28 protein-coding genes are annotated in these 25,318 nt (G+C 64.5%); 19 read left to right on the top strand and 9 right to left on the bottom strand.

The features are described 5' to 3' along the window. Positions 1-57 precede the first annotated feature (57 nt). Positions 58-951: a LysR family transcriptional regulator gene (locus JQ580_RS22030; RefSeq protein WP_212282302.1), complete on the top strand. Its 894-nt coding sequence runs from the start codon at positions 58-60 to the stop codon at positions 949-951. A 59-nt stretch (positions 952-1,010) separates the two neighbouring features. Here JQ580_RS22030 and JQ580_RS22025 read toward each other — a convergent pair whose 3' ends face one another. The 4 genes from JQ580_RS22025 to mddA are packed head-to-tail and all read right to left on the bottom strand — an operon-like array spanning position 1,011 to position 4,220. Further along, entirely contained in the window at positions 1,011-1,763 is a 753-nt protein-coding gene (locus JQ580_RS22025; protein WP_212282301.1) for a hypothetical protein, read from the bottom strand. Positions 1,764-1,771: 8 nt separating this feature from the next. Further along, positions 1,772-2,749, bottom strand: a complete 978-nt coding sequence (locus tag JQ580_RS22020) for an NADPH:quinone oxidoreductase family protein (protein WP_212282300.1) — start codon at positions 2,747-2,749, stop codon at positions 1,772-1,774. Then, a complete protein-coding gene (locus JQ580_RS22015) occupies positions 2,746-3,393 on the bottom strand; it encodes a helix-turn-helix transcriptional regulator (RefSeq protein ID WP_212282299.1) in 648 nt (215 codons plus the stop codon). Before JQ580_RS22015 ends, JQ580_RS22020 begins: the two co-directional genes overlap by 4 nt. Positions 3,394-3,428: 35 nt before the next feature. Next, positions 3,429-4,220, bottom strand: coding sequence for a methanethiol S-methyltransferase (gene mddA, locus JQ580_RS22010; protein WP_212282298.1), 792 nt, complete (start codon positions 4,218-4,220; stop codon positions 3,429-3,431). Positions 4,221-4,367: 147 nt separating this feature from the next. On the opposite strand from mddA, the gene JQ580_RS22005 reads away from it, so the two are divergent. Beyond that, a complete protein-coding gene (locus JQ580_RS22005) occupies positions 4,368-5,930 on the top strand; it encodes a bifunctional AfsR/SARP family transcriptional regulator/alpha/beta hydrolase (protein WP_212282297.1) in 1,563 nt (520 codons plus the stop codon). A gap of 105 nt (positions 5,931-6,035) precedes the next feature. Here JQ580_RS22005 and JQ580_RS22000 read toward each other — a convergent pair whose 3' ends face one another. Continuing rightward, positions 6,036-6,713: a TetR/AcrR family transcriptional regulator gene (locus JQ580_RS22000; protein ID WP_212282296.1), complete on the bottom strand. Its 678-nt coding sequence runs from the start codon at positions 6,711-6,713 to the stop codon at positions 6,036-6,038. Positions 6,714-6,959: 246 nt separating this feature from the next. Between JQ580_RS22000 and JQ580_RS21995 the strand changes: the two genes are divergently transcribed. From JQ580_RS21995 to JQ580_RS33915, 8 genes are all read left to right on the top strand, one after another. Beyond that, positions 6,960-7,502, top strand: coding sequence for an OsmC family protein (locus JQ580_RS21995; protein WP_212282384.1), 543 nt, complete (start codon positions 6,960-6,962; stop codon positions 7,500-7,502). A gap of 34 nt (positions 7,503-7,536) precedes the next feature. Then, complete coding sequence (locus JQ580_RS21990) at positions 7,537-8,670, top strand: acyl-CoA dehydrogenase family protein (RefSeq protein ID WP_212282295.1); 1,134 nt, start codon at positions 7,537-7,539, stop codon at positions 8,668-8,670. 55 nt (positions 8,671-8,725) lie between these two features. Further along, on the top strand, positions 8,726-9,604 hold the full coding sequence (locus JQ580_RS21985; RefSeq protein ID WP_212282294.1) for a sulfurtransferase: 879 nt from the start codon (positions 8,726-8,728) through the stop codon (positions 9,602-9,604). 118 nt (positions 9,605-9,722) lie between these two features. Continuing rightward, a complete protein-coding gene (locus JQ580_RS21980; RefSeq protein WP_212282293.1) occupies positions 9,723-11,105 on the top strand; it encodes a CmpA/NrtA family ABC transporter substrate-binding protein in 1,383 nt (460 codons plus the stop codon). 148 nt (positions 11,106-11,253) lie between these two features. Further along, the gene (gene ntrB, locus JQ580_RS21975) at positions 11,254-12,093 is read left to right on the top strand and encodes a nitrate ABC transporter permease (RefSeq protein WP_212282292.1); all 840 of its coding nucleotides are present in this window, start codon (positions 11,254-11,256) and stop codon (positions 12,091-12,093) included. 5 nt (positions 12,094-12,098) lie between these two features. Beyond that, positions 12,099-13,022, top strand: a complete 924-nt coding sequence (locus tag JQ580_RS21970; RefSeq protein ID WP_212282291.1) for an ABC transporter ATP-binding protein — start codon at positions 12,099-12,101, stop codon at positions 13,020-13,022. A gap of 16 nt (positions 13,023-13,038) precedes the next feature. Further along, positions 13,039-13,527: a cyanase gene (gene cynS, locus JQ580_RS21965; RefSeq protein ID WP_106951845.1), complete on the top strand. Its 489-nt coding sequence runs from the start codon at positions 13,039-13,041 to the stop codon at positions 13,525-13,527. 115 nt (positions 13,528-13,642) lie between these two features. After that, positions 13,643-14,026, top strand: coding sequence for a hypothetical protein (locus JQ580_RS33915; RefSeq protein WP_249134338.1), 384 nt, complete (start codon positions 13,643-13,645; stop codon positions 14,024-14,026). 15 nt (positions 14,027-14,041) lie between these two features. On the opposite strand, the gene JQ580_RS21955 is transcribed toward JQ580_RS33915, so the two are convergent. Then, positions 14,042-14,365 carry a DUF1476 domain-containing protein gene (locus JQ580_RS21955; protein ID WP_106951846.1) on the bottom strand — a complete coding sequence of 108 codons (324 nt, stop codon included), beginning with the start codon at positions 14,363-14,365 and terminating at the stop codon, positions 14,042-14,044. 321 nt (positions 14,366-14,686) lie between these two features. Here JQ580_RS21955 and purC point away from each other — a divergent pair, with 321 nt between their 5' ends. Genes purC through JQ580_RS21930 form a run of 5 tightly spaced genes read left to right on the top strand, consistent with a single transcriptional unit; the run spans position 14,687 to position 17,507 of the window. After that, a complete protein-coding gene (gene purC, locus JQ580_RS21950; RefSeq protein WP_173015815.1) occupies positions 14,687-15,454 on the top strand; it encodes a phosphoribosylaminoimidazolesuccinocarboxamide synthase in 768 nt (255 codons plus the stop codon). Between the two features lie 12 nt (positions 15,455-15,466). Then, positions 15,467-15,709 carry a phosphoribosylformylglycinamidine synthase subunit PurS gene (purS, locus tag JQ580_RS21945; RefSeq protein ID WP_008135030.1) on the top strand — a complete coding sequence of 81 codons (243 nt, stop codon included), beginning with the start codon at positions 15,467-15,469 and terminating at the stop codon, positions 15,707-15,709. A 14-nt stretch (positions 15,710-15,723) separates the two neighbouring features. Beyond that, positions 15,724-16,269: a hypothetical protein gene (locus tag JQ580_RS21940; protein WP_212282290.1), complete on the top strand. Its 546-nt coding sequence runs from the start codon at positions 15,724-15,726 to the stop codon at positions 16,267-16,269. A 14-nt stretch (positions 16,270-16,283) separates the two neighbouring features. After that, on the top strand, positions 16,284-16,946 hold the full coding sequence (locus JQ580_RS21935; protein WP_212282289.1) for a hypothetical protein: 663 nt from the start codon (positions 16,284-16,286) through the stop codon (positions 16,944-16,946). Between the two features lie 12 nt (positions 16,947-16,958). Further along, positions 16,959-17,507: a hypothetical protein gene (locus JQ580_RS21930; protein WP_249134337.1), complete on the top strand. Its 549-nt coding sequence runs from the start codon at positions 16,959-16,961 to the stop codon at positions 17,505-17,507. A 9-nt stretch (positions 17,508-17,516) separates the two neighbouring features. Here JQ580_RS21930 and JQ580_RS21925 read toward each other — a convergent pair whose 3' ends face one another. Further along, positions 17,517-18,533, bottom strand: a complete 1,017-nt coding sequence (locus tag JQ580_RS21925) for a magnesium and cobalt transport protein CorA (protein WP_212282288.1) — start codon at positions 18,531-18,533, stop codon at positions 17,517-17,519. A 168-nt stretch (positions 18,534-18,701) separates the two neighbouring features. On the opposite strand from JQ580_RS21925, the gene purQ reads away from it, so the two are divergent. From purQ to JQ580_RS21910, 3 genes are all read left to right on the top strand, one after another. Then, positions 18,702-19,403 carry a phosphoribosylformylglycinamidine synthase subunit PurQ gene (purQ, locus tag JQ580_RS21920; protein WP_212282287.1) on the top strand — a complete coding sequence of 234 codons (702 nt, stop codon included), beginning with the start codon at positions 18,702-18,704 and terminating at the stop codon, positions 19,401-19,403. After that, on the top strand, positions 19,400-20,371 hold the full coding sequence (locus JQ580_RS21915; RefSeq protein ID WP_212282286.1) for a tripartite tricarboxylate transporter substrate binding protein BugD: 972 nt from the start codon (positions 19,400-19,402) through the stop codon (positions 20,369-20,371). Before purQ ends, JQ580_RS21915 begins: the two co-directional genes overlap by 4 nt. Positions 20,372-20,563: 192 nt before the next feature. Beyond that, positions 20,564-21,301: a tetratricopeptide repeat protein gene (locus JQ580_RS21910; protein WP_212282285.1), complete on the top strand. Its 738-nt coding sequence runs from the start codon at positions 20,564-20,566 to the stop codon at positions 21,299-21,301. Between the two features lies 1 nt (position 21,302). Here the strand turns inward: JQ580_RS21910 and JQ580_RS21905 are convergent, their stop codons facing one another. Further along, positions 21,303-22,268 (bottom strand): DMT family transporter, encoded by a 966-nt coding sequence (locus JQ580_RS21905; RefSeq protein WP_212282284.1) that lies wholly within the window; start codon positions 22,266-22,268, stop codon positions 21,303-21,305. A 76-nt stretch (positions 22,269-22,344) separates the two neighbouring features. Continuing rightward, positions 22,345-22,824 carry a PaaI family thioesterase gene (locus JQ580_RS21900; RefSeq protein WP_212282283.1) on the bottom strand — a complete coding sequence of 160 codons (480 nt, stop codon included), beginning with the start codon at positions 22,822-22,824 and terminating at the stop codon, positions 22,345-22,347. Positions 22,825-23,008: 184 nt separating this feature from the next. On the opposite strand from JQ580_RS21900, the gene purL reads away from it, so the two are divergent. Beyond that, positions 23,009-25,219 (top strand): phosphoribosylformylglycinamidine synthase subunit PurL, encoded by a 2,211-nt coding sequence (gene purL, locus JQ580_RS21895; RefSeq protein WP_212282282.1) that lies wholly within the window; start codon positions 23,009-23,011, stop codon positions 25,217-25,219. Positions 25,220-25,318: the final 99 nt, after the last annotated feature.

Below are 25,318 nucleotides of genomic sequence, written 5' to 3'. Positions count from 1 at the left end.
GGAACGATGGTGACGGTAGGACGCAAATCTGCTACTCAGCGTTCTATGGGAGGAACGATGAGGGTCGATCTGAACGACTTTGCCTATTTTGCCGAGGTGGTCGGACATGGCGGATTTGCCGCTGCAGGCAGGGCGCTGCGCGAGCCCAAATCAAAGTTGAGCCGGCGGATTGCCGGGCTCGAGGAACGCCTGGGGTTGCGCCTGATCGAACGCTCGAGCCGACGCTTCCGCGTCACCGAGGTGGGGCAGGCCTTCTACGAGCGCTGTCGCGCCATCATGGCGGAGGCCGAACAGGCCGAGGCGCTGGTCACGCAGGCGCAGGCCGAACCGCACGGCCGCATTCGCTTCAGCTGTCCAACCGGCATGGTCGGGGAGATCTCCGGACTGGTGTCGAGCTTCCTGGCGCGCTATCCCAAGGTGCGCCTGCAACTCGTTGCCATCGACAGGCCCGTGGACCTGATCGAAGAGCGGATCGACGTGGCCCTGCGGGTCCGTGCAGTGCTCGTCGGCGACGCGGCACTCACGATGCGCTCGCTCGGCACATCGATGCGGATCCTTGTCGGAAGCCCGCAACTGGCAAGCCGGCTGCGAACTCTCGATGATCTCGCTGCGCTTCCGACGCTCGCGACATCCGACGACGACGTGACGGTCGAATGGCATCTGGAGACCAATGACGGGCAAGCTCGTATTCACAGGCACGAGCCGCGGATGGGATGCAGCGACTTCAGCGCGGTGCGTGATGCCGCGATCGCCGGGCTCGGCATTGCGCTTCTGCCCGACCATCTCTGCCGGGAGGCGCTCGCGCAGGGTAAGCTCGTCCACGTGCTGCCGGACTGGCGTGGTCACAAAGGTATAGTGCATCTCGTGTTCACGACACGACGAGGCCTACCGATGGCCGTTCGCGCTCTGATCGATCATCTGGCGGCGGGTTTCTCCAAGACGTTGCTGTAGCGCGGTCGTGCAGAAGGGCAAAGACGCCTAGCTTTGCCACCTGCGGGATCGGGCTTGTATCAGCCGCGTCCGAGCTGCACCTCGCGCTCGACTGCGATCCATGTCGTCTTCGCCACAGCGAGCAGTTTCCCGGCTTCATCGTGGAGCGCGGCTTCGGCCGTGCGCTTGCGGCCGTCGCGGCCGGTGGGCCAGGCGGTGACGATGCAGGGCACGCCGGTGCGGGGGCGGGCTTCGATGCGGGCTGCCATCCGTCCGAGCAGGAGCGGGGTCGTCTCGAAGCTGGCGCTCTGCTGGTCGTAATTGCAGGCAAAGCCCGTGGGGCAATCCAGCGCGGACCAGAGGAATTCCGGTGCGATGAGGCCGTCCTCGGCAGCGAGCTTCGGATCGGGTACCCAGCTCGCGGCAAGAACAGGGGTCTTCACATGACGGCCGAGCGGGCCGGCGAAGATGCGCAGGCCGTCGCCTTTCGTCCTTGCGGGACCGCAGACGAAGCAGTGGGGCAGCGGATGGTCGTGCGGCCTGGACAGCGCGAGCAATTCGGCCGCACGGGCTTCCGGCAAGGTGGCTGTCTCAACCTGCACAAGCTCGACGCTCGCGGCGCGGCCGGTGGCGACGGCCTTGCCGCCATCGCGAAGCTCCCATGTGCCGTCATCCGTCGCGACCGCAGCGAGCGGGGTGTCCAGAGGCGGCGGCGCGCGCAATGTCACCTCTGCAGCTCCGGGGACGTGCCGGGCCAGCCGACCGCAGACATAGCCGCCGTTGCCGGAATTCGGAGGGCCGCAATAGCGTTTGTCGATGATGATTTGAGCCATGGCACACTCTACCTGATCCTGAGCACAATTCGCCCCCGAACCGTCCGGTTGGCCACGGCGCGCATGGCCTCGGTGACCTCCTCCAAAGGGAGGATACGATCGATATGCGGGCGGATTTGTCCGTCGGCGAGCCATCGCATCAGCGTGTCGTTCATGCGTGCGCCCTCGTGCGGGAATTTCTCCGCCCATGCGCCGGCAAAGACGCCGACGATGGAGAAGTTCTTCAGCAGCGGCAGGTTCATCGGGATGGACGGGATCTCGCCGCCGGTGAAGCCGATCGGCATCAGCCGTCCGCCCCAATTCATCAGCCGGGCCATTTGTTCGAAGATCGCGCCGCCGACATTGTCGAAGCCGACATCGATGCCGTTTCCCGACGTGATCGACTTGATCCGGTCGCGCAGATCCTCGCGGCGATAGTTGATGACCGCGCTGGCGCCGTAGCGGTGGACCAGGCCCGCCTTGTCGTCGGAGCCGACGCCGGCGACGACGCGCAGGCCGAGATGGCGGCCGAGGTCGACGGCGGCAAGTCCAACGCCGCCGGCAGCGCCCGTGACGAACAGCGTTTCGCCGCGCACGGCCCGCGCCCGTTCGACCAGCGCATAATAGGCCGTGCCGTAATTGTGCAGGATGGTTGCCGCCGCTTCGAATGTTACTCCGTCAGGCAAGCGTACGGTCTTCGACTCCTTCGCAATCATTCGTTCGGCGTAGCCGCCGGTCCAGCTGCTGCAGGCCACGCGGTCGCCGGGCGCGAACCTTGTCACGTCGCCGCCGACCGCCACCACGGTTCCGGATGCTTCCGTGCCGGGCACGAAGGGCGTTTGCGGCCGCATCTGGTAGAGGCCCGAGACCATCAACCGGTCCATGAAACTGACCGACGCCGCGTGGACGTCGATGAGAATCTCGTCGCCGGCCGGCTTCGGCACCTCGATCTCACCGAGGCTGAGGTCGCCCGGTCCGGTGAACGCATGACACAGAACCGCTTTCATGGTGGCGCTCCAACGGCATTGCATCTGGGGAGTTCTCTCAGCGGTGTCGCATATCCGGCGACGATCTTGACGAGATCAGCCTGCCGCGCAGCGCCGGTCTTGTCGAACAGACGGCGGAGATGCGTCTTGACGGTCGATCCGGCAACGCCGAGCGCCGCGGCGACTTCAGGAATGCCGCCGAGCTCGACGAGGGCGAGCAACACGCGTAACTCGGCCGGCGTCAATCTGAAGGCCTTGCCGATCACTTCCGCGCGGGACGGGATCGGCAGGGCCGTCTTGCGCACGAACAGCGCTGCTGCCGCTCGATGATTTGCGCCGGAGCTTCGGCGCGTGCCTGCGGGCAGCGGCAGCGCATCTGCGACGTAACGCTGGCCATCCCTCCCGGTCATCGGCACGGCGGTTGCGCCGGCGGCCGGACTCCGGTCGGCGTGTCCCGCAGCCGCGAAGGCACATTGCAAGGTCAGGTTGGCTGGCAGATCCCTGGCGACGAGACGCCCGCGGACCTCATGCAGGATGTCCCCGGCGTCGATGAGCGCGCGGCCTGCGATATTGGCGTGAATGAGATGGGCGTCCGCCTCGACCAGATACATCCCGGCATGGAGCCCGTCGAAGGCATCGGCAAACATCGCAGCATCGGCAGACATTTGCGGACCGGAGGACACCCTCCACAACACCGCGCTCATCGGGGCGCCCCGATGCTCCGGGTGGCGTCACGGTCCCCTGTCCGGGTCCGTGCGAAGGGGCGCGGCAACAGCATCGGAACGCGGCGGCGATATTGCCGGTAGGTCTCCCCGAACTCCGCGACCAGATCCCGCTCTTCGAACTGCAACGCGGCCAGGATATAGGCGGTGTTCGCGAGCGCGAACAGCAGATGGCCGGCGGTCATCTCGGGCGTGGCCCAGAATGCGAGGAGGAAGCCAAGCATGATCGGATGTCGCACGATCTTGTAGAGCAGCGGCGCCTTGAAGGATGGCTCCTGCGGCTGTGTCCCGCGCAACGCCGCGAGGGCCTGGCGCAGGCCGAACAGGTCGAAATGATCGATCATGTGGGTCGAGGCGAATGCGATCAGCCAGCCGAGCCAATGGATGCCGGTCAGCAACCAGGCGACGATCCCGGCGGTCTGCCAAATCGGTGCCGGGATCGGACGCCACTGCCAGAACAGCAGGAGGAGAATGAGGCTGGAAAGCAGCACGTAGGTGCTGCGCTCGCAGGCCACGGGAAGCACCTTGGTCCACCATCGCTTGAAGGCCGGGCGCGCCATGACGCTGTGCTGGATGGCAAACAGGCTCATCAGCAGCAGGTTCACGACGATGGCCTCGGTTACATTCGAGGGGCTGCCGACGTCGACCGGCTGATCGATCGACTTGGGTACGACATAATTGCCGACGAAACCGAGTGCATAGAGGAAGGACACCGTGAACACGGCATAGCTCACGATTGCGTAGAGCAGGATTGCGAGGCGCGAGAACATGGCTTTTCCTATTGTGCCTGATCCGGGAGTGCCGCATGCAGAGCGCCAAGTGGTCGCCTGCGAGCGGGTGCGATCCGGGCCGATGGCTACCGCGGCCCCGTCCCCCGTGCGTCCCCTGGGGACGTCCCGGGAGGAGAGAGGATTTCCATGACGGCCTACTCGCTGGAGACGTTCGGGTTTCCGGAGGTCCATGCCGACGGCCATCCGATCAAGTTGAACCTGCGCAAGGGTCTTGCGCTGCTGGTCTATCTCGCGGAGGCCAAGGCTGCGGTCGCGCGCGAAATCATCGCCACCCTGCTCTGGCCCGAGGCCGATCGGGAGACGGGCCTCGCGCGGTTGCGGCGGCTGCTGCATCGGGTCGAGCTCGCGCTCGGCCAGCCGGTGTTCGAGACCGACCGCACCAGCGTGCGCTGGTCTCCGGCGGTCGTGCTGAAGGTCGATGCGCATTCCTTCGAGAGCGCCTGCGACCGCGGCGACTTCGACGAGGCCTGCGCGGTCTATCGCGGCGACTTCCTGGCGGGCTTTGCTCTCGACGACGGCCCCGACTTCGATGATTGGGCGTTCTTTCGCCGCGAGGCGCTGAGGGGCCGGCTGATGCACGCGTTGGAGCGTCTGGTGCAGGACAAGAATGCCGCCGGCGACCATTTTGCTGCGGCAGCGCATGCGGGACGCCTCGCTGAACTCGATCCGCTCAGCGAGGTCTATGGCCGGCATCTGATCCGCAGCCTTTTGCTGGCGGGCGACCGCAGCGCGGCGGAGCGTCATCACGCGGCCCTGACCCAGCGGCTGCGGGACGAACTCGGCGTTGCGCCGGAAGCCGAGACCGAGGCGCTCATGACTCCCGCCGCGGCGCCGCAGGACGTTCCGCCGACGCGCTACGTGAAGGGCTCCGGCGTGCATCTGGCCTATCAGACCTACGGAAATGGTCAGCTCGATATCCTGGTGATGCCGGGCTTCGTGTCGCATGTGGAGCGCGCCTGGGAGAGCCCAGCAAGCCGGACGTTCCTGGCGTCGTTGATGAGGCTCGGACGGCTGATCGTTTTCGATCGCCGCGGGATCGGACTGTCCGACCGGGTCGGATCGGCACCGGGCATCGACGTCACCGCGGAGGATATCGGCACCGTGCTGCGGGCGGTGGAGTCGCGCCGCGTCGTGCTGTTCGGCGCCTCCGAATGCGGACCGGCCTGCATCAAGTTTGCGGTCGACGAACCGCGCCGCGTCGCCGGGCTCATCCTGTTCGGCGCATTGGCCAAGGGCTGCTGGTCGCAGGATTATCCGCATGCCCTGCGAGCCAGCCAGTACGATGCCTGGAGCAAGCAACTCATCGCACAATGGGGTGGACCGGTCGGGATCGAGACGTTTGCGCCAAGTCTGGCGGGCGATCCCCAGGCGCGCGCCTGGTGGGCCGGGCTGTTGCGTGCGGCCTCAAGTCCCGGCGGCATCTCGGCCGTGCTCGAAGCCTTTCGCGACGCCGACGTGCGGCATATCCTGGGGGAGATTGCCGTGCCGACGCTGGTGCTGCACCGGCGCGGCGACAAGGCGGTGCGGATCGCGGCCGGCCGCGACATCGCGAGCCGGATCAAGGGCGCGGAGTTCGTCGAGCTCGACGGCAACGATCACTGGTTCTTTGCGGGCGATCAGCAGCCGGTGCTGGAGGCGATCAGGCGCTTTACCGATGCGTTGCCGCGAGAGGGGAAGGCGGGGCGGTAACCAGAATTTGTAGGGCGGGCAAGGCGAAGCGCGACCAACGTCTGCGAGCGATCGGGATCAGAAGTGGTGGGCAGCGCAACGCGCCTTTTGCCGACCCTCCGAAGCTTACACAGCCTCCAGCTGATCCGCCGCGCGCTTCTTCTTCGCCTTGGATTGGCCGAGCAGAGGGCCGGCCGTCAGCGCCGCCGTATCTGCCACGCCGGGGTCGCGCGAAATCATCGCCGCGACGATCGCGCCATCGATCAGCAGGCCGAGCTGGTGGGCAAGCACCGCGGGTTCGCTCGAGCCGAGCTCGCCGGCGAGCTTCTCGATGTGACCGAGCACGATCTTCTTGTGTTTCAGCGCGATGTTGCGGAACTGCTTGGCATCCTTGTCGTGCTCGCCGACCGCGTTGATGAAGGGGCAGCCGTAGAAGCGCTCTTGGGCAAACCAGCTCTTCAGCGCCGGGAAGATACGCGTGAGCTTCGTCTGTGCATCGCCGCCGCCGTCTTCCATGGCGGCGATGAACCATTCGCGCCACTGCTTGCCTTCGCTCTCCAGCACCGCGTTGACGAGATTGGTCTTCGAGCCGAACAGTTTGTACAGCGTGGTTTTCGCCGTGCCGGCCTCTCCGATGATCGCATCGATGCCGGTGGCGTTGATCCCGTTCTTGCAGAACAGATGCGAGGCGGCGCTGAGCAGGCGCCCGCGCGCGGATTCGTCGTCGCCTGAACCTGAATGCGGCGCATTCATCTTCGACGACATCTTGTTCAGTGAGGGCTTGTGCAATGAAGGCTTGGCCATGGACTGCAACTTAATCGCAGCCACGCGGTATCATCAAGCCGCATCTGCTCCGCGCAAAAAAGATTCGCATCGGCGATCTCATCTGCATCGCCTTTGAGCAGGGTGCGGCTGACCAATCCGCGGGCAGCCAGCGCTAAGCGGCTCCAATACCTCGCATTTCGTTTTCGACATGCTCTGGCACGCTCCATGCAAGGAAACAGACCGTTCGGTATCCTGCCGCGTTCCGCGGCTGCCAGGGAGAAGATGATGACTGCCGTCGTTCAAAAGACAGTGCTGACCGGGTGCCTAGCGCCCATCGACAAGAATGGCCTCGAGCAACTGATCGCGAGCGGCAAGGCCAATCCGAAGGTCGTCAAGACCTTGAAGTGCAAGACGGTCGCGGAAGGCAAATTCCGGCACGCCAACTACATCCGCAACCTGCCGCCCTACATCGTCGACGAACCGCCGGGGCTGCTGGGCGACGACACCGCGCCCAATCCGTCGGAAGCCTCGCTCGCCGCGCTCGGCTCATGCCTTGCCGTCGGCCTGCATGCCAACGCCGTGCATCGCGGCTGGATCGTCAACAAGCTCGAGCTCGAGCTCGAAGGCGACCTCAACATCACCGCGGTCTGGGGCACCGGCGATACCTCGGACAAGCCGGTCGGCTTCACCGACGTGCGGGTCAAGGTCGACATGGAATGCGAGGGCATCTCGCAGGACGAGATCAACGCGCTGGTCGCGCATGTGAAGAAATGGTCGCCGGTGGCCAACACATTCACGCGTCCGGTCAATCTCGAGGTCGGCATCTAGCTGACACAACCAGGACAAGGTGCGGGAGACGATCATGGGTTCACTGGCTTTATCGCGGGCCGAGGTTTTGGATCAGCCCGCACCGTCCATTGCAGGGGAGGTGGCGCGAATCGTGCGCGAAGATCTCGCGCCGCTTGCCGCCGGCATTGATGACGGCTCGGTCTATCCGGCCGAGGTGTTGCGCAAGCTCGGCGCGGCCGGCGCCTGGAGCAGTCACGTACCGCACGAAGGTCCTGCCGATCTGCGCTGCGCGATCCAGTCGATGGCCGCGATCGGCGAGGTCTGCGGCGCCACGGCCTTCATGGCCTGGTGCCAGAACACGTTGGTCTGGTACGCGGCGAATTCGACCAATGTAAAGCTCGCCAAGCGTTTAGGCGATGGCTTCTCGACCGGCCGGGTGCTCGGCGGCACCGGGCTTTCCAACCCGATGAAGAGCTTTTTCGGCATCGAGAAACTGAAGCTGAAAGGCAGGAAGGTCGAGGGCGGCTATATCGTGCGCGGCGCGTTGCCGTGGGTCTCCAATCTCGGCCCCGATCATTATTTCGGCACCATCTTCGAGCGCGAGGATGATCAGGGCAGCGCAAGTGGCGAGCCTGGCACTGTCATGTTCCTGGCCGATTGCTCCGATCCTGCGATCACGCTGACGCCGTGCAAGCCGTTTATGGCGATGGACGGCACCGGTACCTATGGCGTGCAGTTTCGCGATGCCTTCGTGCCGGATGAGCTGATCCTGGCCGATCCTGCCGGCCCCTTCGTCAAGAAGATCCGCGCGGGCTTCATCCTGCTGCAGGCCGGCATGGCGCTTGGTCTCATCAAGGACTGCATCAATATCATGGACGAGGTGGATAACCCGCTCGGCCATATCAACCGCTATCTGCCGCAGCAGCCGGTGCACTTCCGCGATCTCGCGGCCGAGCTCGAGACCGAGACCATGGCACTGGCGCGCGATCCCTACAACGAGGAGGACACCTACTGGCGCAAGGTGATCGCGCTCAGGCTTCGCGCGGGCGAGGCCAGCGTCGCGGCGGCGCATGCGGCGATGCTGCATTGTGGCGCGCGCGGCTATCTCAAGGGTCACCGCGCGCAGCGGCGCCTGCGCGAGGCCTATTTCGTGGCGATCGTCACGCCGGCCACCAAGCAGCTGCGCAAGATGCTCGCCGATAGCTGAGCTTTACGAGTCCACCCCCCAGAAAGACCACTTAACCTCAACGGAGAGGCTGCCAATGACGGACGTTCTGATCTCTGCCAGCGAACTTGCCGATCTCTTGAAGACCGAGCCGTGTGTCGTGATCGACACCCGCAATCCCGACGCCTATGCCGCCGGGCATCTGCCTGATGCCGTGAACGTGCACGAGATTTTCACGTTTCTCGCGACCTCGACGCCGGAAGGCATCAGCGAGCTGAAGACCAAATTCGCCGACGCCTTCGGGGCCGCCGGTCTCTCCGGCAAGGAGACGGCGGTGATTTACGAGCAGTCGATGAATTCCGGCTTCGGCCAGTCCTGCCGCGGCTACTATCTGCTCACCATGCTCGGCTATCCCAAGGTCAAGGTGCTGCATGGCGGCTTCGATGCCTGGTCTGCCGCGGGCTTGCCGGTGACGAAGGACGTTCCGACCCCGGCGAAGGCCTCGTTCGCGATCGTGCCGGAAGCCGGCGACATCCTGATCGACGCGAAGACGATGCTTGCCGCGGTCGGCAAGCCCGGCATTGCCATTCTCGACGTGCGCGATGTCGACGAATGGATCGGTGACAGCTCGTCCCCGTACGGCAAGGATTTCTGCCCGCGCAAGGGCCGGATTCCCGGTGCGGTGTGGCTGGAATGGTACCGCATGATGAAGCCGACCGCGGAAGGCCCGCGCTTCAAGTCCAAGGACGAGATCCTGGCCGAATGCGCCACCGTCGGCATCTCGCCGTCGACGCCGGTTTATCTCTACTGCTTCAAGGGCGCGCGCGCCTCGAACACGTTCCTGGCGCTGAAGAATGCCGGCGTGAAGGACGTGCGGATGTATTTCGGCTCCTGGAACGAGTGGTCGCGTGACCCTTCGCTGCCGATCGAGCAGGGGCCGCCAATGGCTGCCCAGGTAACGGGCAAGGCGGCATAGAACCTGCATGTTTCCAATGGTCCGGCTGCGCAAGCCGTAGCCGGGCCACGATGGAATTTTGAGCCGGCACGGCGGACGACGATGTCCCTCGCGCGGTGTGACAAAGGGGCGCAGCAGCATGTCCACGTTCGACAATCCGTTCGATGCCGACCGCAGTCTTCAGTCCGGCTGCGTGTGCGGGCAGCACAGCTCCACAGCGGAGCATGAGCAGGCGGCTTCGGCCTTGCGTTGCGAGGCGGTCGAGAGCGAGGAGAAACGATACGAGGGCGTGGTTGCCTCCGCGGTGATGCGCGCGATGTTCCCGCAGGATGTGGCACGACGGGCATTTCTGAAGTCGGTCGGTGCGTCGACCGCGCTGGCTGCGCTGTCGCAGTTCTTCCCACTGCAGACCGCGACCGAGGTGTTCGCGCAGGCCGGCACGCCCGAGAAGAAGGACCTCAAGGTCGGCTTCATTCCCATCACCTGCGCGACGCCGATCATCATGGCCGCGCCGATGGGCTTCTATGCCAAGCACGGCCTCAATGTCGAAGTGGTCAAGACTGCCGGCTGGGCGGTGATCCGCGACAAGACCATCAACAAGGAATACGACGCAGCCCACATGCTGGCGCCGATGCCGATCGCGATCTCGCTGGGCCTCGCTGCCAATGCCATTCCGTTCGCCGTGCCCGCGATCGAGAACATCAACGGGCAGGGCATCGTGCTGGCGACCAAGCACAAGGACAAGCGCGACCCAAAGGATTGGAAGGGGATGAAATTCGCGATCCCCTTCGACTATTCCATGCACAATTACCTGCTGCGCTATTATCTCGCCGAGCACGGTCTCGATCCCGACACCGACGTACAGCTGCGCTCGGTGCCGCCGCCGGAGATGGTCGCGAATTTGCGCGCGGACAATATCGACGGCTTCCTTGCGCCCGACAACATCTGCCAGCGCGCCATCTACGACGGCGTCGGCTTCATGCATCTGTTGTCGAAGGAGATCTGGGACGGTCACCCCTGCTGCAGCTTCGCCGCCAGTCGCGAGTTCATCACCACCGCGCCGAACAGCTTTGCCGCGCTGACCCGCGCCATCGTCGATGCCACGGCCTATGCCTCGAAAGCCGAGAACCGCAAGCAGATCGCCGAAGCCATCGCGCCGGCCAACTACATCAACGCCCCCGTCACGGTGCTGGAGCAGGTTCTAACCGGGACCTATGCCGACGGTCTTGGCGGCGTGAAGACCGACGCCAAGCGCGTCGATTTCGATCCGTTCCCCTGGCAGTCCTTTGCGGTGTGGATGCTGACGCAGATGAAGCGCTGGGGCCAGATCAAGGGGGATGTCGACTACAAGGCGGTTGCCGAGCAGGTGTATCTGGCGACCGACACCAAGAAGCTGATGACGGAGATGGGCCTGTCGCCGCCGACGACCGCGTACAAATCGTTCGCAGTGATGGGCAAGACGTTCGATCCGGCCAAGCCGGAGGACTACGTCGCGAGCTTCAAGATCAGGAAGGCGTCGTGATGGGCGACGTTCTGGTGTCCCGGGCGCGGCGCAGCGCGAAGCGGTGCGACGCAGAACCGGGACCCATGGGGACCGACCGGGTCCCGCCTCTGCGGAGCAGCGTTACACGCTGCACAGGGTCCGGGACACGTGCGGTAGGATTTGCGCCATGACATCCTCCCTCCGTCTTCGTGCCGGCCTCGTCTCCATCGTGCTGCTCGCCGCGTTCCTCGGCATCTGGCATCTGGCCACGCGCTCGACCGGCACCACGACGACGATGAGTCCGGAATACGCCAAGCTGATGGGCCTGACGGCGACGCAGGGCAAATCGGCGATGCCAGGGCCGCTCGACGTCGGCGCCAAGCTCTGGGAGCACCTGCGGCGCCCATTCTACGACAACGGACCGAACGACAAGGGGCTTGGCATCCAGCTCGGCTATTCCATCGCGCGAGTCGGGCTCGGTTATCTGCTGGCGGTTCTCGTCGCCATCCCGCTCGGCTTTCTGATCGGCATGTCGCCGCTGCTCAGCAAGGCGCTGGATCCCTTCATCCAGGTGCTGAAGCCGATCTCGCCGCTGGCCTGGATGCCGCTCGCGCTCTACACCATCAAGGATTCCTCGATCTCGGCGATCTTCGTCATCTTCATCTGCTCGATCTGGCCGATGCTGCTCAACACCGTGTTCGGCGTCGCCAGCGTGCGCAAGGAATGGATCAACGTCGCGCGCACGCTCGAGGTCGGCACCGTCAGGCGCGCCTTCACCGTCATCCTCCCGGCGGCGGCGCCGACGATCCTGACCGGCATGCGCATCTCCATCGGCATCGCCTGGCTCGTGATCGTCGCCGCCGAGATGCTCGTCGGCGGCACCGGCATCGGCTATTTCGTCTGGAACGAGTGGAATAACCTCTCGATCACCAACGTCATCATCGCGATCCTGTTGATCGGGATCGTGGGCATGCTGCTCGACCAGGTCCTGGCGCGCTTCACGCGCATGGTCACGTTTCCGGAGTAGGGGGCATGACCGACAAATTCATCTCCATCGAGGGCATCGCAAAGCGCTATCCCGGCGCCAGCGGCGCTACGACCACGATCTTCGAAAATCTGTGGCTCTCGATGGCACGCGGCGAGTTCGCCTGCGTGATCGGGCATTCGGGGTGCGGCAAGACCACCGTGCTCAACATCCTCGCCGGCCTCGATGCGCCGAGCGAGGGCGCCGTCATCGTCGACGGCCAGGCGATTTCGGGCACCAGCCTCGACCGCGCCGTGATCTTCCAGAGCCACGCGCTGTTGCCCTGGCGCACCGTGCTCGGCAACGTCGCCTATGCCGTAAGCTCGAAATGGCGGAACTGGGACCGCGCCAAGGTGAAGGCGCATGCGCAGACCTTCACCGATCTCGTCGGTCTCTCCGGCTCCGAGCACAAGCGGCCGTCTGAGCTGTCGGGCGGCATGAAGCAGCGTGTCGGCATCGCGCGGGCGCTCTCGATCACGCCGAAGATGATGCTGATGGACGAGCCGTTCTCGGCGCTGGATGCGCTGACGCGCGGCACGCTCCAGGACGAGGTACGGCGGATCTGCCTGGAGACCGGACAGACCGCGTTCATGATCACGCATGACGTGGATGAGGCGATCTACCTCGCCGACAAGATCTTTCTGATGACCAACGGACCCGGCGCGGTGTTGGCAGAGGTGGTCGAAAACCCGCTGCCGCGGGATCGCGGCCGCATCGACCTGCACCGCCATCCGCTTTATTACGCGCTGCGCAACCACATCATCGATTTCCTGGTGACGCGCAGCAAGACCTTCACGACCGAGATGTCCGATCACGATCCGCGCAACGTGCCGCTGGTGCAGATCGGCAAGCCGGGGCTCACGATTGCGGCGGGCAGCGATGAGCCACGGCAAACGTGGATGCCCGGGACAAATCCCGGATTAAGTGCCTAACCAAGGAGAAGCCGACATGAAACGCGAAGACCTTACCGAGAAGCTGCTCGACATCAAGCGCGAGAAGGGTTGGAGCTGGAAGCACATCTGCGAGAAGATCGGCGGCTATTCGGAGGTGCTCATTGTCGGCGCCATTCTCGGCCAGATGAAGTTGACGAAGCCGCAGGCTGCCAATGCCGGCGAGCTGTTCGGCCTGTCGAAGGCGGAAACGGCGATGCTCAACGAGGTGCCGATGCGCGGCACCGGCACGCCGATGCCGCCGACCGATCCCCTGATCTATCGCTTCTACGAAATGGTGATGGTGAACGGTCCGGCCTGGAAGGCGTTGATCGAAGAAGAGTTCGGTGACGGCATCATGTCGGCGATCGACTTCGACATGGCCATGGAACGCGTCGCCAATCCGAAGGGCGACCGCGTCAAGATCACGATGAGCGGCAAATTCCTGCCGTACAAATATTACGGCGCCAGCGGCAACGTGCCGGAATACGGCTTCAAGGAGGAGTGACCGGCGCAGTTAACCGCTGGTGAAGCGGCGGCCCGGTGTTTGCGGTCGACGGTTTGCCCGTTGGCAACCTCTGGAGGTTACGTAACGGGCCTTGCTTCAACCACAGGTAACCGTGATGAAAGTTCGCTCGTGTTTCGTCTTGGCAGGCGTTGGTCTGCTGGTCGTGATTGCTCCCGCCAAGGCCCAGTCGCAACGTGTCATCGTCGAGCAAGGCGGCGGCGGTCTGCGGCAGGAAGGATCGGTGCGCGTGCAGACGTCGATCAACTTCTTTGTCGCTGGTCCGACCGGGGACAGCGAGGAGGCCCAGAAACTGCGCGACCGCGCGCGCCGCACGGTCTATGAGATGGCGGCGCGCGAATGTGATCTGCTGCGCGAGGTGCTCGCCCGCGATTGCCGGATGGAGTCGGTCAACACCAACATCAACCGGCAGTTCGGACCGCAACAGGCGGAGGGGTTTAATATCAGCGGATCGATGGGTTTTCAGATCACGCTGAAATAGAGCCCGACGGCGGGGTCACTTCCCCGCCTTCACCTCCGCGGCCGCGACCGCAAGCAGTTCACTCATCTTGGCGCGAATCGCCTGTTCGGTGACGGCCACGTTCTTGGCGGCGAAATCGGTCGTGATCTTGCGCAGGACGTCGGCATCGCCGGCCTCCTCGAAATCGCTAGCGACCACTTCCTTGGCGTAGGCGGTGGCCGCGTCACCTGACATGCCCAGCTTTTCGGCCGCCCACAGCCCGAGCAGCCGGTTGCGGCGGGCCTCCGCCTTGAACTTCTGCTCCTCGTCGAGGGCGAACTTCTTCTCAAAACCTTCCTGGCGCTTGTCGAACTGGCTCATACCTTGTTCCAAATCCCCTGCTGAATGGAGCGGGAGCCTTCCGTTGCGGCGACCCGACTGCATGCCTACATAGATAGCACGAATCGGCAAAACAACGGGCCGTTAAGCCGCAGGCAAGATGGTATAAGTTGGCGGCGGACGGCCGGATCGATTGTGCTCGGTCGGCCAATCGGATAGGTTGCCGGAAGGCTTGGTTCTCGTTCTGTTTCCACGGGTCATAGACGGGTTCCCAGCCGTTCACGGCAGCTCCGCTGTGGGTCGTAATCCTGGTAACCGGAGCACACCAAATACATGGATTTTAACAAAACACGGTACATCCCCATGAGCCGTCGGCGTCGCATTTATGAAGGCAAGGCAAAGGTTCTGTATGAAGGCCCGGAGCCCGGTACCCTGATCCAGCACTTCAAGGACGACGCAACTGCGTTCAATGCGAAAAAGCATCAGGTGATCGAGGGCAAGGGTGTCCTCAACAACCGGATCTCGGAGTACCTGTTTCAGCACCTCAACGACATCGGGGTGCCGACCCACTTCATCCGCCGACTCAACATGCGCGAGCAATTGATTCGCGAGGTGGAGATCGTGCCGCTGGAAGTGGTGGTGCGGAACGTCGCTGCCGGCTCGCTGTCGCAGCGCCTCGGCATCGAGGAGGGGACCCAGTTGCCCCGTTCGATCATCGAATTCTACTACAAGAACGACCAGCTCAACGACCCCATGGTGTCGGAAGAGCACATCACGGCCTTCGGCTGGGCGACGCCGCAGGAGATCGACGACATCATGGCGCTCGCCATCCGTGTCAACGACTTCCTCACCGGCCTCTTCCTCGGCATCGGCATCCGCCTCGTCGACTTCAAGATGGAATGCGGCCGGCTGTTCGAGAACGAGATGATGAGGATCATCGTCGCCGACGAGATCTCGCCGGACAGCTGCCGACTCTGGGACATCAAGTCGAACGAGAAGCTCGACAAGGACCGTTTCCGCAGGGACCTCGGTGGGCTGCTCGAGGCCTATACCGAAGTCGCCAAGCGCCTCGGCATCCTCATGGAGAACGAGCGTCCGCAGGGCTCCGGCCCGGTGCTGGTGAAGAGCTGAGGGGATTTTGACGTGAAGGCACGTGTCACCGTTACCTTGAAGACGGGCATCCTCGATCCGCAAGGCAAGGCCATCGAAGGCGCGCTGAAGTCGCTCGGCGTCGACGGCGTTGCCAGCGTCCGCCAGGGCAAGGTGTTCGACATCGAGCTCGCCGGCGCCGACAAGGCCAAGGCGGAGGCGGCGTTGAAGGACGCCGCCGACAAGCTGCTGGCGAACACCGTGATCGAAAACTACCGGGTGGAGCTGCTGGGGTGATACGAGCGGTTGCCTTGGTCGCCGGTTTGGCGACTTTGCTGCCGGTCTTTTGTATTCAGCTCGCAGCCGCCCAGACTCCGGGCACGACCAGCGTCACGATACGAAATCCAGATCCAGCCAAATGGGCCGGACGCAGCAATCTCTTCGGCAAGAGCACCGGGGAGTTCGTCTGCCGTCCGCTGGCGTGTCCCGACGCAGCCAAGGTCACTGCAACCATCTCGAGTAGTCCAACCCGCAGTCCGGACCCGCAGGCGCTGGCCAAATTGGCCAGTCAGATCCCCGCATCGGTGGAACGCGCCAATCAGGATGCCGCTGCCGCAGGCAGGAAGCTTGAGCGGGTTTCCAGCGGTACGACGACATTGCGCGGCTATCCCGCAATCGTGCAAGAACTGCGCGTGGTCGGCGAGAAGGGCCCCGCCTATCTCAGCAAGGCGACCTTGTTCGTCAAATCGGCTTTGGTCAGCATCTCCTCATTTTCGCCCTCGCATGACCTCGCGCGACGTAATCGCGATCTGTTCATCAAGGCGATGGACGTGACGGACACCCCGATCCCGCGGTAGCAGCATCGCGGCTGTTGACGCCCCCTTCATCGAAAACTACAGGTTGTCTGCACTCCGGGCAGGGTGCATTCGAGGCGGGGGTGATGGGGACCTTTTCAGACCTTTTCCGGTATGCGGTTATTGCCGTGGCCGCGTTGTCACTGGCGGGTTGCGTGACGGCGGCCGTTGGGCCTGAGCATCCGGGTACCAAAGTGACCTTCAAATCGCCGGATCCGGAAAAATGGACCGGTACAAGGGTCTACGGTGAGAGACGTTCGATCTTTCGCTGCAAGCCGCTTGCGTGTCCGGAGAATTCGATCGTCTCCATCCGCACCGCGGCGAGTCCCACCCGTAGCCCCGATCCGGTCGCCTTGCAGAAATTTGCCGAAGCCGATGCGCAGCGTCAGATGGCCCAGACCGAGCAGGCATCGACCGAGGCGGTTGGGCGCCTGAGAGACCTCATGCTGGTGTCGTCACGGATTGTGAAGCTGAAGGAATTTCCAGCGGTGCATTGGGAGTACAAGGCGACCGGCTCGAACGACAAGCCAGTCTACTTCGTCCGCGACATGGTGTTCGCAGGCAACACCATGATCGACGTCATTTCCACATCGCTCGGCGTCGAGGTCGCTAGACGCAACAGCGCAGACTTTGTCGGCGTGATGGAGATCGAGGACTTCGCACCTCCGGCGCGGCAGTGAGTTTAGCCCGGCATGTGGTTCAATGTCCGCTCCTTGGTGATGCTTGCGACGCTGCTGCTAGCGGGCGGAAACGCCTTTGCCCAATCGTCGACATCGGCGCCGCAGTCCGCGGCGCAGCGCCCGCCGGTCTCGGTTAGGGGCTGGCGCTATGAGCTGCGTCCCAACGACGTTCACATGTTTCTTTGCGAGCAGCCGGCCTGCGCCGCGCAGTCCAGAGTGAGCTATCGGCTCTATCCTCCCGGCACCGCGATGACGCTGGAGCAATTCCGCGAAGAGCAGGCGCAGATCGTGAAGGTTCTGGAGCAGCGGACGCCCGGACAGAAGATCTCGATCCTCGGGATCGACGGCGATAGTGGCACCGCGGTGCCGCGCATGTTCAAGGCGCGTCGCGTGATGGTGAAGCCGGACGGCACCAGGGAATATCAAGTCAGCGGCTGGTTTATTGGCGCACGCGGCGCTGCCAGCGTGATCAGCTCTGCGCCGGGTAACAAGGCTGGCGACAACAATTTTGCGCAATTCGCTGCCGCGGTGATGTTGCTGCTAATGCCAGTCAACCGTTGAGGACCGGCGTCACAGCCAGCCGACGCTGCGAAAGCGCCAGTACAGCGCTGTGCAGGCGGTCAGCATCACGCCGAGCAGCATGTAATAGCCGTAGTCCCATTCCAGCTCCGGCATGTGCTTGAAGTTCATGCCGTAGATGCCGGCAAGCGCGGTCGGGATTGCGATGATCGCGAGCCACGAGGCGAGCTTCTTGGACACCGCGGTCTCCTGCGCCTGACCGACCAACAGGCTGGCCTCGAAGGCGAAGGCCAGCACCTCGCGCATGGAATCGATGCGCTCCTGGATGTTGCGGACGTGGTCGGTGACGTCGCGGAACAGCGGCTGCATCGCCCGCCGCACCATCGACAGCTCGTCATGCTCCAGCCGGCGGCAGACCTCCACCAGCGGTCCGATCGCGTTGCGCAGCCGTAGCAGATCACGGCGCAGCATGTAGAGGCGCTCGATCTGCGTCTTGCTGATCGGCTTGGACAGCACGTCGTCCTCGATGCCCTCGACCTCGTCGTGGATGCTCTCGAGCACGGGCGAGTAATTGTCGACGATGAAATCGAGGATCGCGTAGAGGATGTAATCCTCGCCGCGGGCGAGCGCCCGCGGGCAGCTTTCGCAGCGTTCGCGCACGGGGGTGTAGGACGTCGAGGCGCCGTGGCGCACCGAGACCAGATAACCTTCGCCGACGAAGATGTGGGTCTCGCCGAAGACAATTCGGCCTTCGAGCAGTTGCGCCGTTCGCGCCACGATGAACAGGGCTTCGCCATACTGCTCGATCTTGGGGCGCTGATGGGCGTGGTTGGCGTCCTCGATCGCGAGCTCGTGCAGGTCAAATTGCTTCTGCACCGCGCCGAGCAGCGCCATGTCGGGCTCGTGCAGACCGATCCAGACCACGTGGCCGGGCTTCGCCCGCCAGCTCGAGGCCTCGCTGATGGCGATATTGGCGACGCGCCGGCCGTCGACATAGGCACCGGCCGCGACGACGCCCTCGGCGGACACCGGCTCGGAGAGGGATGCGGGTAGCGACGGGACGTTCATGGCTTCAATCCCGGGCAAGATTCGTCGGGCAGAAGTGCCTCGGCTATGGCCTGTGTACAAGGCCGTCCGGCAAGGCTAGCACTGGTAAAATCCGCGTCAAATGGCTATGTCTCTTCGCGAATTGGCCCTTTGGCCAGCCCGATTCCCAGTACCGCCGGAACCTCCGCCATGAAAGCCGCCATCCTCGTGTTTCCCGGAATCAACCGCGAGCGCGACATGGCGCGTGCGCTGAGGCTGATCTCCGGCAGCGAACCGGCGATGGTCTGGCACGCCGAGACGGCGCTGCCCGCCGGAACCGATCTCGTGGTGGTGCCGGGCGGTTTCTCCTACGGCGACTATCTGCGCTGCGGCGCCATCGCGGCACGCGCGCCGGTGATGGACGCGGTGCGCGACTATGCGGCCAAGGGCGGCCTCGTGCTCGGCGTCTGCAACGGCTTCCAGATCCTCTGCGAGTCCGGCCTCCTGCCGGGCGTGCTGATGCGCAACGCGCGGCTGAAGTTCATTTGCCACGACGTGCATCTGCGCGTCGAGCGATCGGACACGCCGTTCACCCGCGGCTACAATGCCGGCCAGGTGATCCGCGTACCGGTGGCCCACGGCGAGGGAAATTACGAGGCGGATGAAGAGACCATCAAGCGGCTCGAAGGCGAGGGGCGGGTGCTTTATCGCTATTGCTCCGCGGAGGGTGTTGTGGATGAAGCGCACAACATCAACGGCGCGGCACATTCGATCGCCGGCATCGTCAACGACGGGGGCAACGTGCTCGGCATGATGCCGCATCCGGAAAATCACGTCGAAGACATCATGGGCTGCACCGACGGCCGCGGCCTGTTCGCGGGTCTCACCGCGCATCTGGAAAAAGCCGCATGATTGCGTTCGCGGTGAAGCGGGCTCTCGCCGCGATCGCGACGCTGGCATTCGCGACGGCCGCGTTCGCGCAGGATTATCCAAAACGTCCCGTTACCATGATCGTGCCGTTCGCGGCCGGCGGCACCTCGGACGTGATCGCGCGCGCGGTGGCCGAGCAGATGGGTATCGCGCTCGGGCAGACAATCGTGATCGAGAACGTTGCGGGGGCCGGCGGCTCGACCGCGCTGGCACGCGCCTCCCGCGCCGAGCCCGACGGCTACACCATCGCGATCGGCAATGCCGGCACCAATGCCGCGACCTACACGATCTATCCAAAACTGCCGTTCACGCCTGAGTCCTTCGTGCCGATCGCCATGGTGGCGAAGACGTTCGGCATCATCGCGCTGCGCAAGGATTTTCCGGCGAAGGATTTGAAAGAATTCATCGCCTACGCCAAGGCCAATCCCGGCAGGATCAATCTCGGCCATGCCGGCGTCGGCTCCTCGAACTATCTGATCTGCAAGAGCTTCGTCACCGCCGCCGGGATCGACGCGACGCTGGTCGGCTATCGCGGCGCGGCGCCTGCGCTGACCGATGCCGTCGGCAGCCAGATCGACGGCGTCTGTGATGCGGCAGCCTCGGTCTCTCAGTCGATCAACGAGAAGCTGGTGAAGGGGCTCGTGGTCGGCTCGACCGTGCGGCTCGCCACGCTGCCGGACCTGCCGACGTCGGCGGAGGCGGGCCTGCCCGAATTCGAGGCGCAGGGCTGGAACGGCCTGTTCGCCCCGAAGGGTACGCCTCCCGCCGTGATCGCCAAGCTCAACACCGCCGCGCGCACCGCCGTCGAGACCGACGCGGTGAAGAAGCGCTTTGCTGACCTGTCGACCGTTGCTCCCGATGCCGACGAGCATGCGCCGGAAGTGCTGCAAAAGCTGGTGACCCGCGACGTCGAGAAGTACCGCAAGATGCTGGCGGACGACGCCAAGTGATTGCCGGGCCGCACCGCGGCTCCGTCCCTTCGTGAACCTCCATCGAGATCGAGGCGACTGATTGGTCGTCGCCGTCAAGGCGCGCGCGCTCCGGGTGCCAATTTCATGCGGAGGCGAACAACTCAAAGTTGTTTCGCCGCGATATCTGTTGTATCCGAGAATGCCCGCGCCGCATCGTTCTCCGGATGTCACATGCCCGTTGCTCTCGTCGTTTTGTTGCTCGATCTCTCGCTGATCTATCACGCTTCGCGAACCGGGCGGTTGCGGCCGTGGGCCTTCATCATCCTGCTGGTGCCGATGATGGGCGCGATTGCCTATATCGCGGTCGAGCTCGTGCCCGAATGGTTCTCCAGCCCCGGCGCGCGTCAGGCGCGCCAGCGCGTTGCCAACCGGCTCGATCCCGAGAAGCGTTATCGTGAGCTGTCCGATCGCCTGGCCGGCACCGACACTATCGCCAACCGCGCGGCACTGGCGGATGAGTGCGCGGATGTCGGACGTTTCAGCGAAGCACAAGCGCACTATGATCACATTCTGAAGCTGCCCATGGGCCATGATCCTGCTTATGCGCTTCGCAAGGCCCAGGTGGAGTTCTCCGCCAGACTGCCCGCTGACGCGCTCGCGACCCTGGACGATCTGCAGAAGCAATGGCCGGACTTCGATTCCGCCGACGCGCATCTTCTCTATGCCCGCGGGCTCGCCGAGGTCGGACGTCTCGACGAGGCGCTCGAAGAATATCACGCGCTCGCCGGCTATTTCCCCGGCGCCGAGGCGCGGGTGCGCTACGGCATGCTGCTGCAATCGGTCGGCCGCAGCGCCGAGGCACGCATGGTCTTCAACGAGCTTCTGATCCAGATGCGGCGGGCGCCGAAATATCTGCGCAAGGCGCAGGCGGAGTGGCTGTCGATTGCGGAGAAGCAGCTGTCAGCTTGAACTAGCGCCACTTCAGCCGCTCCGCCGGCACCGTCATGGCCGCTACACCGGCCATGACCAGCAGCAGGCCGAGTGCGAGGTTGGACGGCACGCTCTCGCCGAGCAGCACCACGGAGAGGCCGACGCCGATCGGGATGCGCAGATAGCCTTGCGCGTTCGTGGTCAGCGTCCCGAGGCGGCCGAGGCAGACGTAGAACAGCATCAGGCCCAGCGCGCTGGAGACGATGCCCATGACGATGGTGGCGACAATGGCCTCCGGCGTCGGCTGCAGCGTCCAGGGCTGATCGATGATCAGCGACGGAGGCAGCAGGAGCAGACCGCCGAACAGCAGCGAGCCGGCGGCCACCACCATCGGATCGTATTCGGAGAGGCGAAGGCCGAAGATGGTCGCACAGGCAAAAGAGATGGTCGCGAGCAGGATCGCGATCTCCGCCACGATCTCGCTGCCGAAGCCTCGCAGCGCGTCGAGGCCGACGATGACGACGGTCCCGGCAAGGCCGAGAATCGCGCCAGCCAGCTTCAACAGCGTTGCCGGCTCGTGCCTTGTGATCAGCGACGTGATCAGGAAGGCGAAGATCGGCGTCGTGGACGCCAGCACCACGGTGTTCGACGCCGGCACGTATTGCTGCGACCAGGTGATGATGAGGAACGGGACCGTCGAGTTGATCAATTGCTGGGTCGCGAACAGCTTCCAGGCTTTCGCGTCGGTCGGGACCTTGATGCCGCGCATCCACAGGATCGCGAACAGGAAGGCGGCTGCGATCAGCGAGCGTGCGGAGATGAAGGTGACGGGCGGGATGGTGGGAAGCGCGAGCTTGGCGAGCGGATAGGTCGAGCTCCAGCAACAGGCGAGCGCGAGCAGCAACGCATAATCGCGCCAGTTGCGGGCGCCGGTGGTGACGATGGACGGCAGCGGCGTTGCCGCGGCCGCCGTCGCGCGACGCGCCTCCGATGTGCTCTGCGGCACCTTGTTCCTGCTCCCCGGCGCGACAGCGCTTGCCGGGGAGTCTGGGCGAGGGCGCGCGAAAAGGGAAGCCGCCGAGCTATGCGTTTGGCTGAGGGAGCGCCTTCCGCTTCATCCGCTTGATCGTGCCGGAAAAGGTCAGCAGCACGCGGTCGCCGGACATCATCTTGCCGCGCAGGAAGATGAGCGAGCCGCCGGCGCGGGTGACCTCGCCGGTGCACTCGATCAGCTCCCCTTCGCGTGCCGCGTCGAGGAATTCGCAGGCGAAATTGGTCGTCACCGCCCGGCTGTCCAGGACGTGGGTGGCAATTGCAAACAGGGAGTAGTCGGCAAACGCCATGTAGCAGCCGCCATGGACGTTCCCGGAGCCGTTGAGGTGCTTTTTCTCGACCCGGAATGCGCTGCGGACGCTGCCGTCCGCCTCGATGAGGTGCCAGAAGGGGCCGACATGGGCTTCAAAGCTGTCGCGAATCCAGGTCCTCCAGCCCAGAAATTCGCCCTCGGTGGCGATGTGGAGGTCGGGACGGCGGGGCGGGGGCGTTTTGGTCAATTCGTGCAAGGAAATGGGCCTTCAATTGCGGGTCTTGAGCCCTTAAATCCGATCCGTCCGCGCCGTGCAATTCCTGTTCCCGCCGCCCCCGCCTGCAAAACGTGGGACAGCGGGAAAATGCGCCATAAAGGGCTTTTCGCGAGCCCCGGATGTTCCTAAGAACGGCCCAGCCGCCGCCGAAAGCCTGGATTCCATGAAGAACGAACCCAAGATCACCCCCGAACTGGTTGCCGCCCACGGGCTCAAGCCCGACGAATATGAGCGCATCCTGAAGCTGATCGGGCGGGAGCCGACCTTTACCGAGCTCGGCATCTTCTCGGCGATGTGGAACGAGCATTGCTCGTACAAGTCATCACGCATCCATCTCAAGGGGCTGCCGACCAAGGCCCCCTGGGTGATCCAGGGTCCCGGCGAGAACGCCGGCGTGATCGACATCGGCGACGGCCAGGCCGTGGTCTTCAAGATGGAGAGCCACAACCACCCGAGTTACATCGAGCCTTACCAGGGCGCGACCACCGGCGTCGGCGGTATCCTGCGCGACGTCTTCACCATGGGCGCGCGCCCGATCGCCTGCCTCAATGCGCTGAGCTTCGGCGCGCCCGAGCATGCCAGGACGCGGCACCTCGTCTCCGGCGTCGTCGCCGGCGTCGGCGGTTACGGCAATTCCTTCGGCGTGCCGACGGTCGGCGGTCAGGTGCGTTTCCACACCCGCTACGACGGCAACATCCTCGTCAACGCGATGGCGGTCGGCCTCGCCGACACCGACAAGATTTTCTATGCGGCGGCCTCCGGCGTGAACATGCCGATCGTTTATCTCGGCTCCAAGACCGGCCGCGACGGCATCCACGGCGCCTCGATGGCCTCGGCCGAGTTCGACGACAAGTCCGAAGAGAAGCGCCCGACCGTTCAGGTCGGCGATCCCTTCGCCGAGAAGCTGCTATTGGAAGCCTGCCTCGAGATCATGGAGAAGGGCTGCGTCATCGCGATCCAGGACATGGGCGCGGCCGGGCTGACTTGCTCGGCGGTCGAGATGGGCGCCAAAGGCGACCTCGGCGTCGACCTCGATCTCGACGCGGTGCCGACCCGTGAGACCGGCATGAGCGCCTACGAGATGATGCTCTCGGAGAGCCAGGAGCGCATGCTCATGGTGCTCAAGCCGGAGAAGGAAAAGGAAGCCGAGGCGATCTTCAAAAAGTGGGGCCTCGACTTCGCGGTGGTCGGCTACACCACGCCGAGCAAGCGCTTCGTGGTCAAGCATGGCGGCGACGTCATGGCCGATCTGCCGATCAAGGAGCTCGGCGACGAGGCGCCGCTGTACGATCGTCCGCACGTACCTTCAGCCGCGTTGCCGGTCGTGCATGCGCGCGACGTGCCGGCGCCGATGGGCTTAGGTCACGCGCTGGAGAAGCTGATCGGCACGCCCGACATGTGCAGCAAGCGCTGGGTCTGGGAGCAGTACGACCACGTCATCCTCGGCAACACCATGCAGCGTCCCGGCGGCGATGCCGCCGTGGTGCGGGTCGAGGACGGGCCTAAGGGCCTGGCGCTGACCGTCGACGTCACGCCGCGCTATTGCGAGGCCGATCCCTATCAGGGCGGCATGCAGGCGGTGGCGGAAGCCTGGCGCAACATTACGGCGGTCGGCGGCAAGCCGCTCGCGATCACCGACAATCTGAATTTCGGCAACCCCGAGCGGCCCGAGATCATGGGCCAGTTCGTCGGCTGCCTGAAGGGCATTTCGGAAGCCTGCCGCACGCTGGACTTCCCGGTCGTCTCCGGCAACGTCTCGCTCTACAACGAGACCAACGGCCGCGCGATCCTGCCGACGCCCTCGATCGGCGGCGTCGGCCTGCTCGACGATTTCACCAAGTCGGCGTCGCTGGCCTTCAAGGCCGCGGGCGAGGCCATCCTGCTGGTCGGCGACACCCATGGCTGGCTCGGTCAGTCGGTCTATCTGCGCGACATCTGCGGCCGCGAGGAGGGCGCCCCGCCGCCGGTCGATCTCGCCGCCGAAAAGCGCAACGGCGATTGCGTGCGCGGCATGATCCATGCGGGCACCGCGACCGCCGTGCACGACTTGTCTGACGGCGGCCTGCTGATCGCGCTGGCCGAGATGGCGATGGCAGGCGGAATCGGCGCCAAGCTCCTGGCGGCCCCGACGTCGCTGGTCTCGCAGGCCTATTGGTTCGGAGAGGACCAGGCGCGCTATCTCGTCACCGTGCCGGAGGCGGAAGCCGGTCGCGTGCTCGCCAAGATGCGCGGCTGCGAGGTGCCCTGCGTTCGGATCGGCACCACCGGCGGCGACGCGATCGCGATCGCGGGTGAAGCGCCTGTCACGATCGATGCGCTGCGGACGTCGCACGAGCGTTGGCTGCCGGACTACATGGGCGGCAAGGCGGCCTGAGGCGGGGGCACATACTCCGTCATTGCGAGGAGCGAAGCGACGAAGCAATCTAGACTGTCTCAGCGCAAGGACTCTGGGTTGGTTCGCGGCGTTCGCAAT

The organism is Bradyrhizobium sp. SZCCT0148 (genome assembly GCF_018129985.1).
Lineage (GTDB): Bacteria > Pseudomonadota > Alphaproteobacteria > Rhizobiales > Xanthobacteraceae > Bradyrhizobium > Bradyrhizobium japonicum_H.
Note: the sequence above shows the minus strand (reverse complement) of the source record. Positions and strands in the feature narration are given on the sequence as shown.

Excerpts from the sequence above, each read along its gene's own strand:
- JQ580_RS22030 (WP_212282302.1), top strand. The coding sequence starts at position 58 with ATGAGGGTCGATCTGAACGACTTTGCCTATTTTGCCGAGGTGGTCGGA.
- JQ580_RS22025 (WP_212282301.1), bottom strand. The coding sequence starts at position 1,763 with ATGGCTCAAATCATCATCGACAAACGCTATTGCGGCCCTCCGAATTCC.
- JQ580_RS22020 (WP_212282300.1), bottom strand. The coding sequence starts at position 2,749 with ATGAAAGCGGTTCTGTGTCATGCGTTCACCGGACCGGGCGACCTCAGC.
- JQ580_RS22015 (WP_212282299.1), bottom strand. The coding sequence starts at position 3,393 with ATGTCTGCCGATGCTGCGATGTTTGCCGATGCCTTCGACGGGCTCCAT.
- mddA (WP_212282298.1), bottom strand. The coding sequence starts at position 4,220 with ATGTTCTCGCGCCTCGCAATCCTGCTCTACGCAATCGTGAGCTATGCC.
- JQ580_RS22005 (WP_212282297.1), top strand. The coding sequence starts at position 4,368 with ATGACGGCCTACTCGCTGGAGACGTTCGGGTTTCCGGAGGTCCATGCC.
- JQ580_RS22000 (WP_212282296.1), bottom strand. The coding sequence starts at position 6,713 with ATGGCCAAGCCTTCATTGCACAAGCCCTCACTGAACAAGATGTCGTCG.
- JQ580_RS21995 (WP_212282384.1), top strand. The coding sequence starts at position 6,960 with ATGACTGCCGTCGTTCAAAAGACAGTGCTGACCGGGTGCCTAGCGCCC.
- JQ580_RS21990 (WP_212282295.1), top strand. The coding sequence starts at position 7,537 with ATGGGTTCACTGGCTTTATCGCGGGCCGAGGTTTTGGATCAGCCCGCA.
- JQ580_RS21985 (WP_212282294.1), top strand. The coding sequence starts at position 8,726 with ATGACGGACGTTCTGATCTCTGCCAGCGAACTTGCCGATCTCTTGAAG.
- JQ580_RS21980 (WP_212282293.1), top strand. The coding sequence starts at position 9,723 with ATGTCCACGTTCGACAATCCGTTCGATGCCGACCGCAGTCTTCAGTCC.
- ntrB (WP_212282292.1), top strand. The coding sequence starts at position 11,254 with ATGACATCCTCCCTCCGTCTTCGTGCCGGCCTCGTCTCCATCGTGCTG.
- JQ580_RS21970 (WP_212282291.1), top strand. The coding sequence starts at position 12,099 with ATGACCGACAAATTCATCTCCATCGAGGGCATCGCAAAGCGCTATCCC.
- cynS (WP_106951845.1), top strand. The coding sequence starts at position 13,039 with ATGAAACGCGAAGACCTTACCGAGAAGCTGCTCGACATCAAGCGCGAG.
- JQ580_RS33915 (WP_249134338.1), top strand. The coding sequence starts at position 13,643 with ATGAAAGTTCGCTCGTGTTTCGTCTTGGCAGGCGTTGGTCTGCTGGTC.
- JQ580_RS21955 (WP_106951846.1), bottom strand. The coding sequence starts at position 14,365 with ATGAGCCAGTTCGACAAGCGCCAGGAAGGTTTTGAGAAGAAGTTCGCC.
- purC (WP_173015815.1), top strand. The coding sequence starts at position 14,687 with ATGAGCCGTCGGCGTCGCATTTATGAAGGCAAGGCAAAGGTTCTGTAT.
- JQ580_RS21930 (WP_249134337.1), top strand. The coding sequence starts at position 16,959 with ATGTGGTTCAATGTCCGCTCCTTGGTGATGCTTGCGACGCTGCTGCTA.
- JQ580_RS21925 (WP_212282288.1), bottom strand. The coding sequence starts at position 18,533 with ATGAACGTCCCGTCGCTACCCGCATCCCTCTCCGAGCCGGTGTCCGCC.
- purQ (WP_212282287.1), top strand. The coding sequence starts at position 18,702 with ATGAAAGCCGCCATCCTCGTGTTTCCCGGAATCAACCGCGAGCGCGAC.
- JQ580_RS21915 (WP_212282286.1), top strand. The coding sequence starts at position 19,400 with ATGATTGCGTTCGCGGTGAAGCGGGCTCTCGCCGCGATCGCGACGCTG.
- JQ580_RS21910 (WP_212282285.1), top strand. The coding sequence starts at position 20,564 with ATGCCCGTTGCTCTCGTCGTTTTGTTGCTCGATCTCTCGCTGATCTAT.
- purL (WP_212282282.1), top strand. The coding sequence starts at position 23,009 with ATGAAGAACGAACCCAAGATCACCCCCGAACTGGTTGCCGCCCACGGG.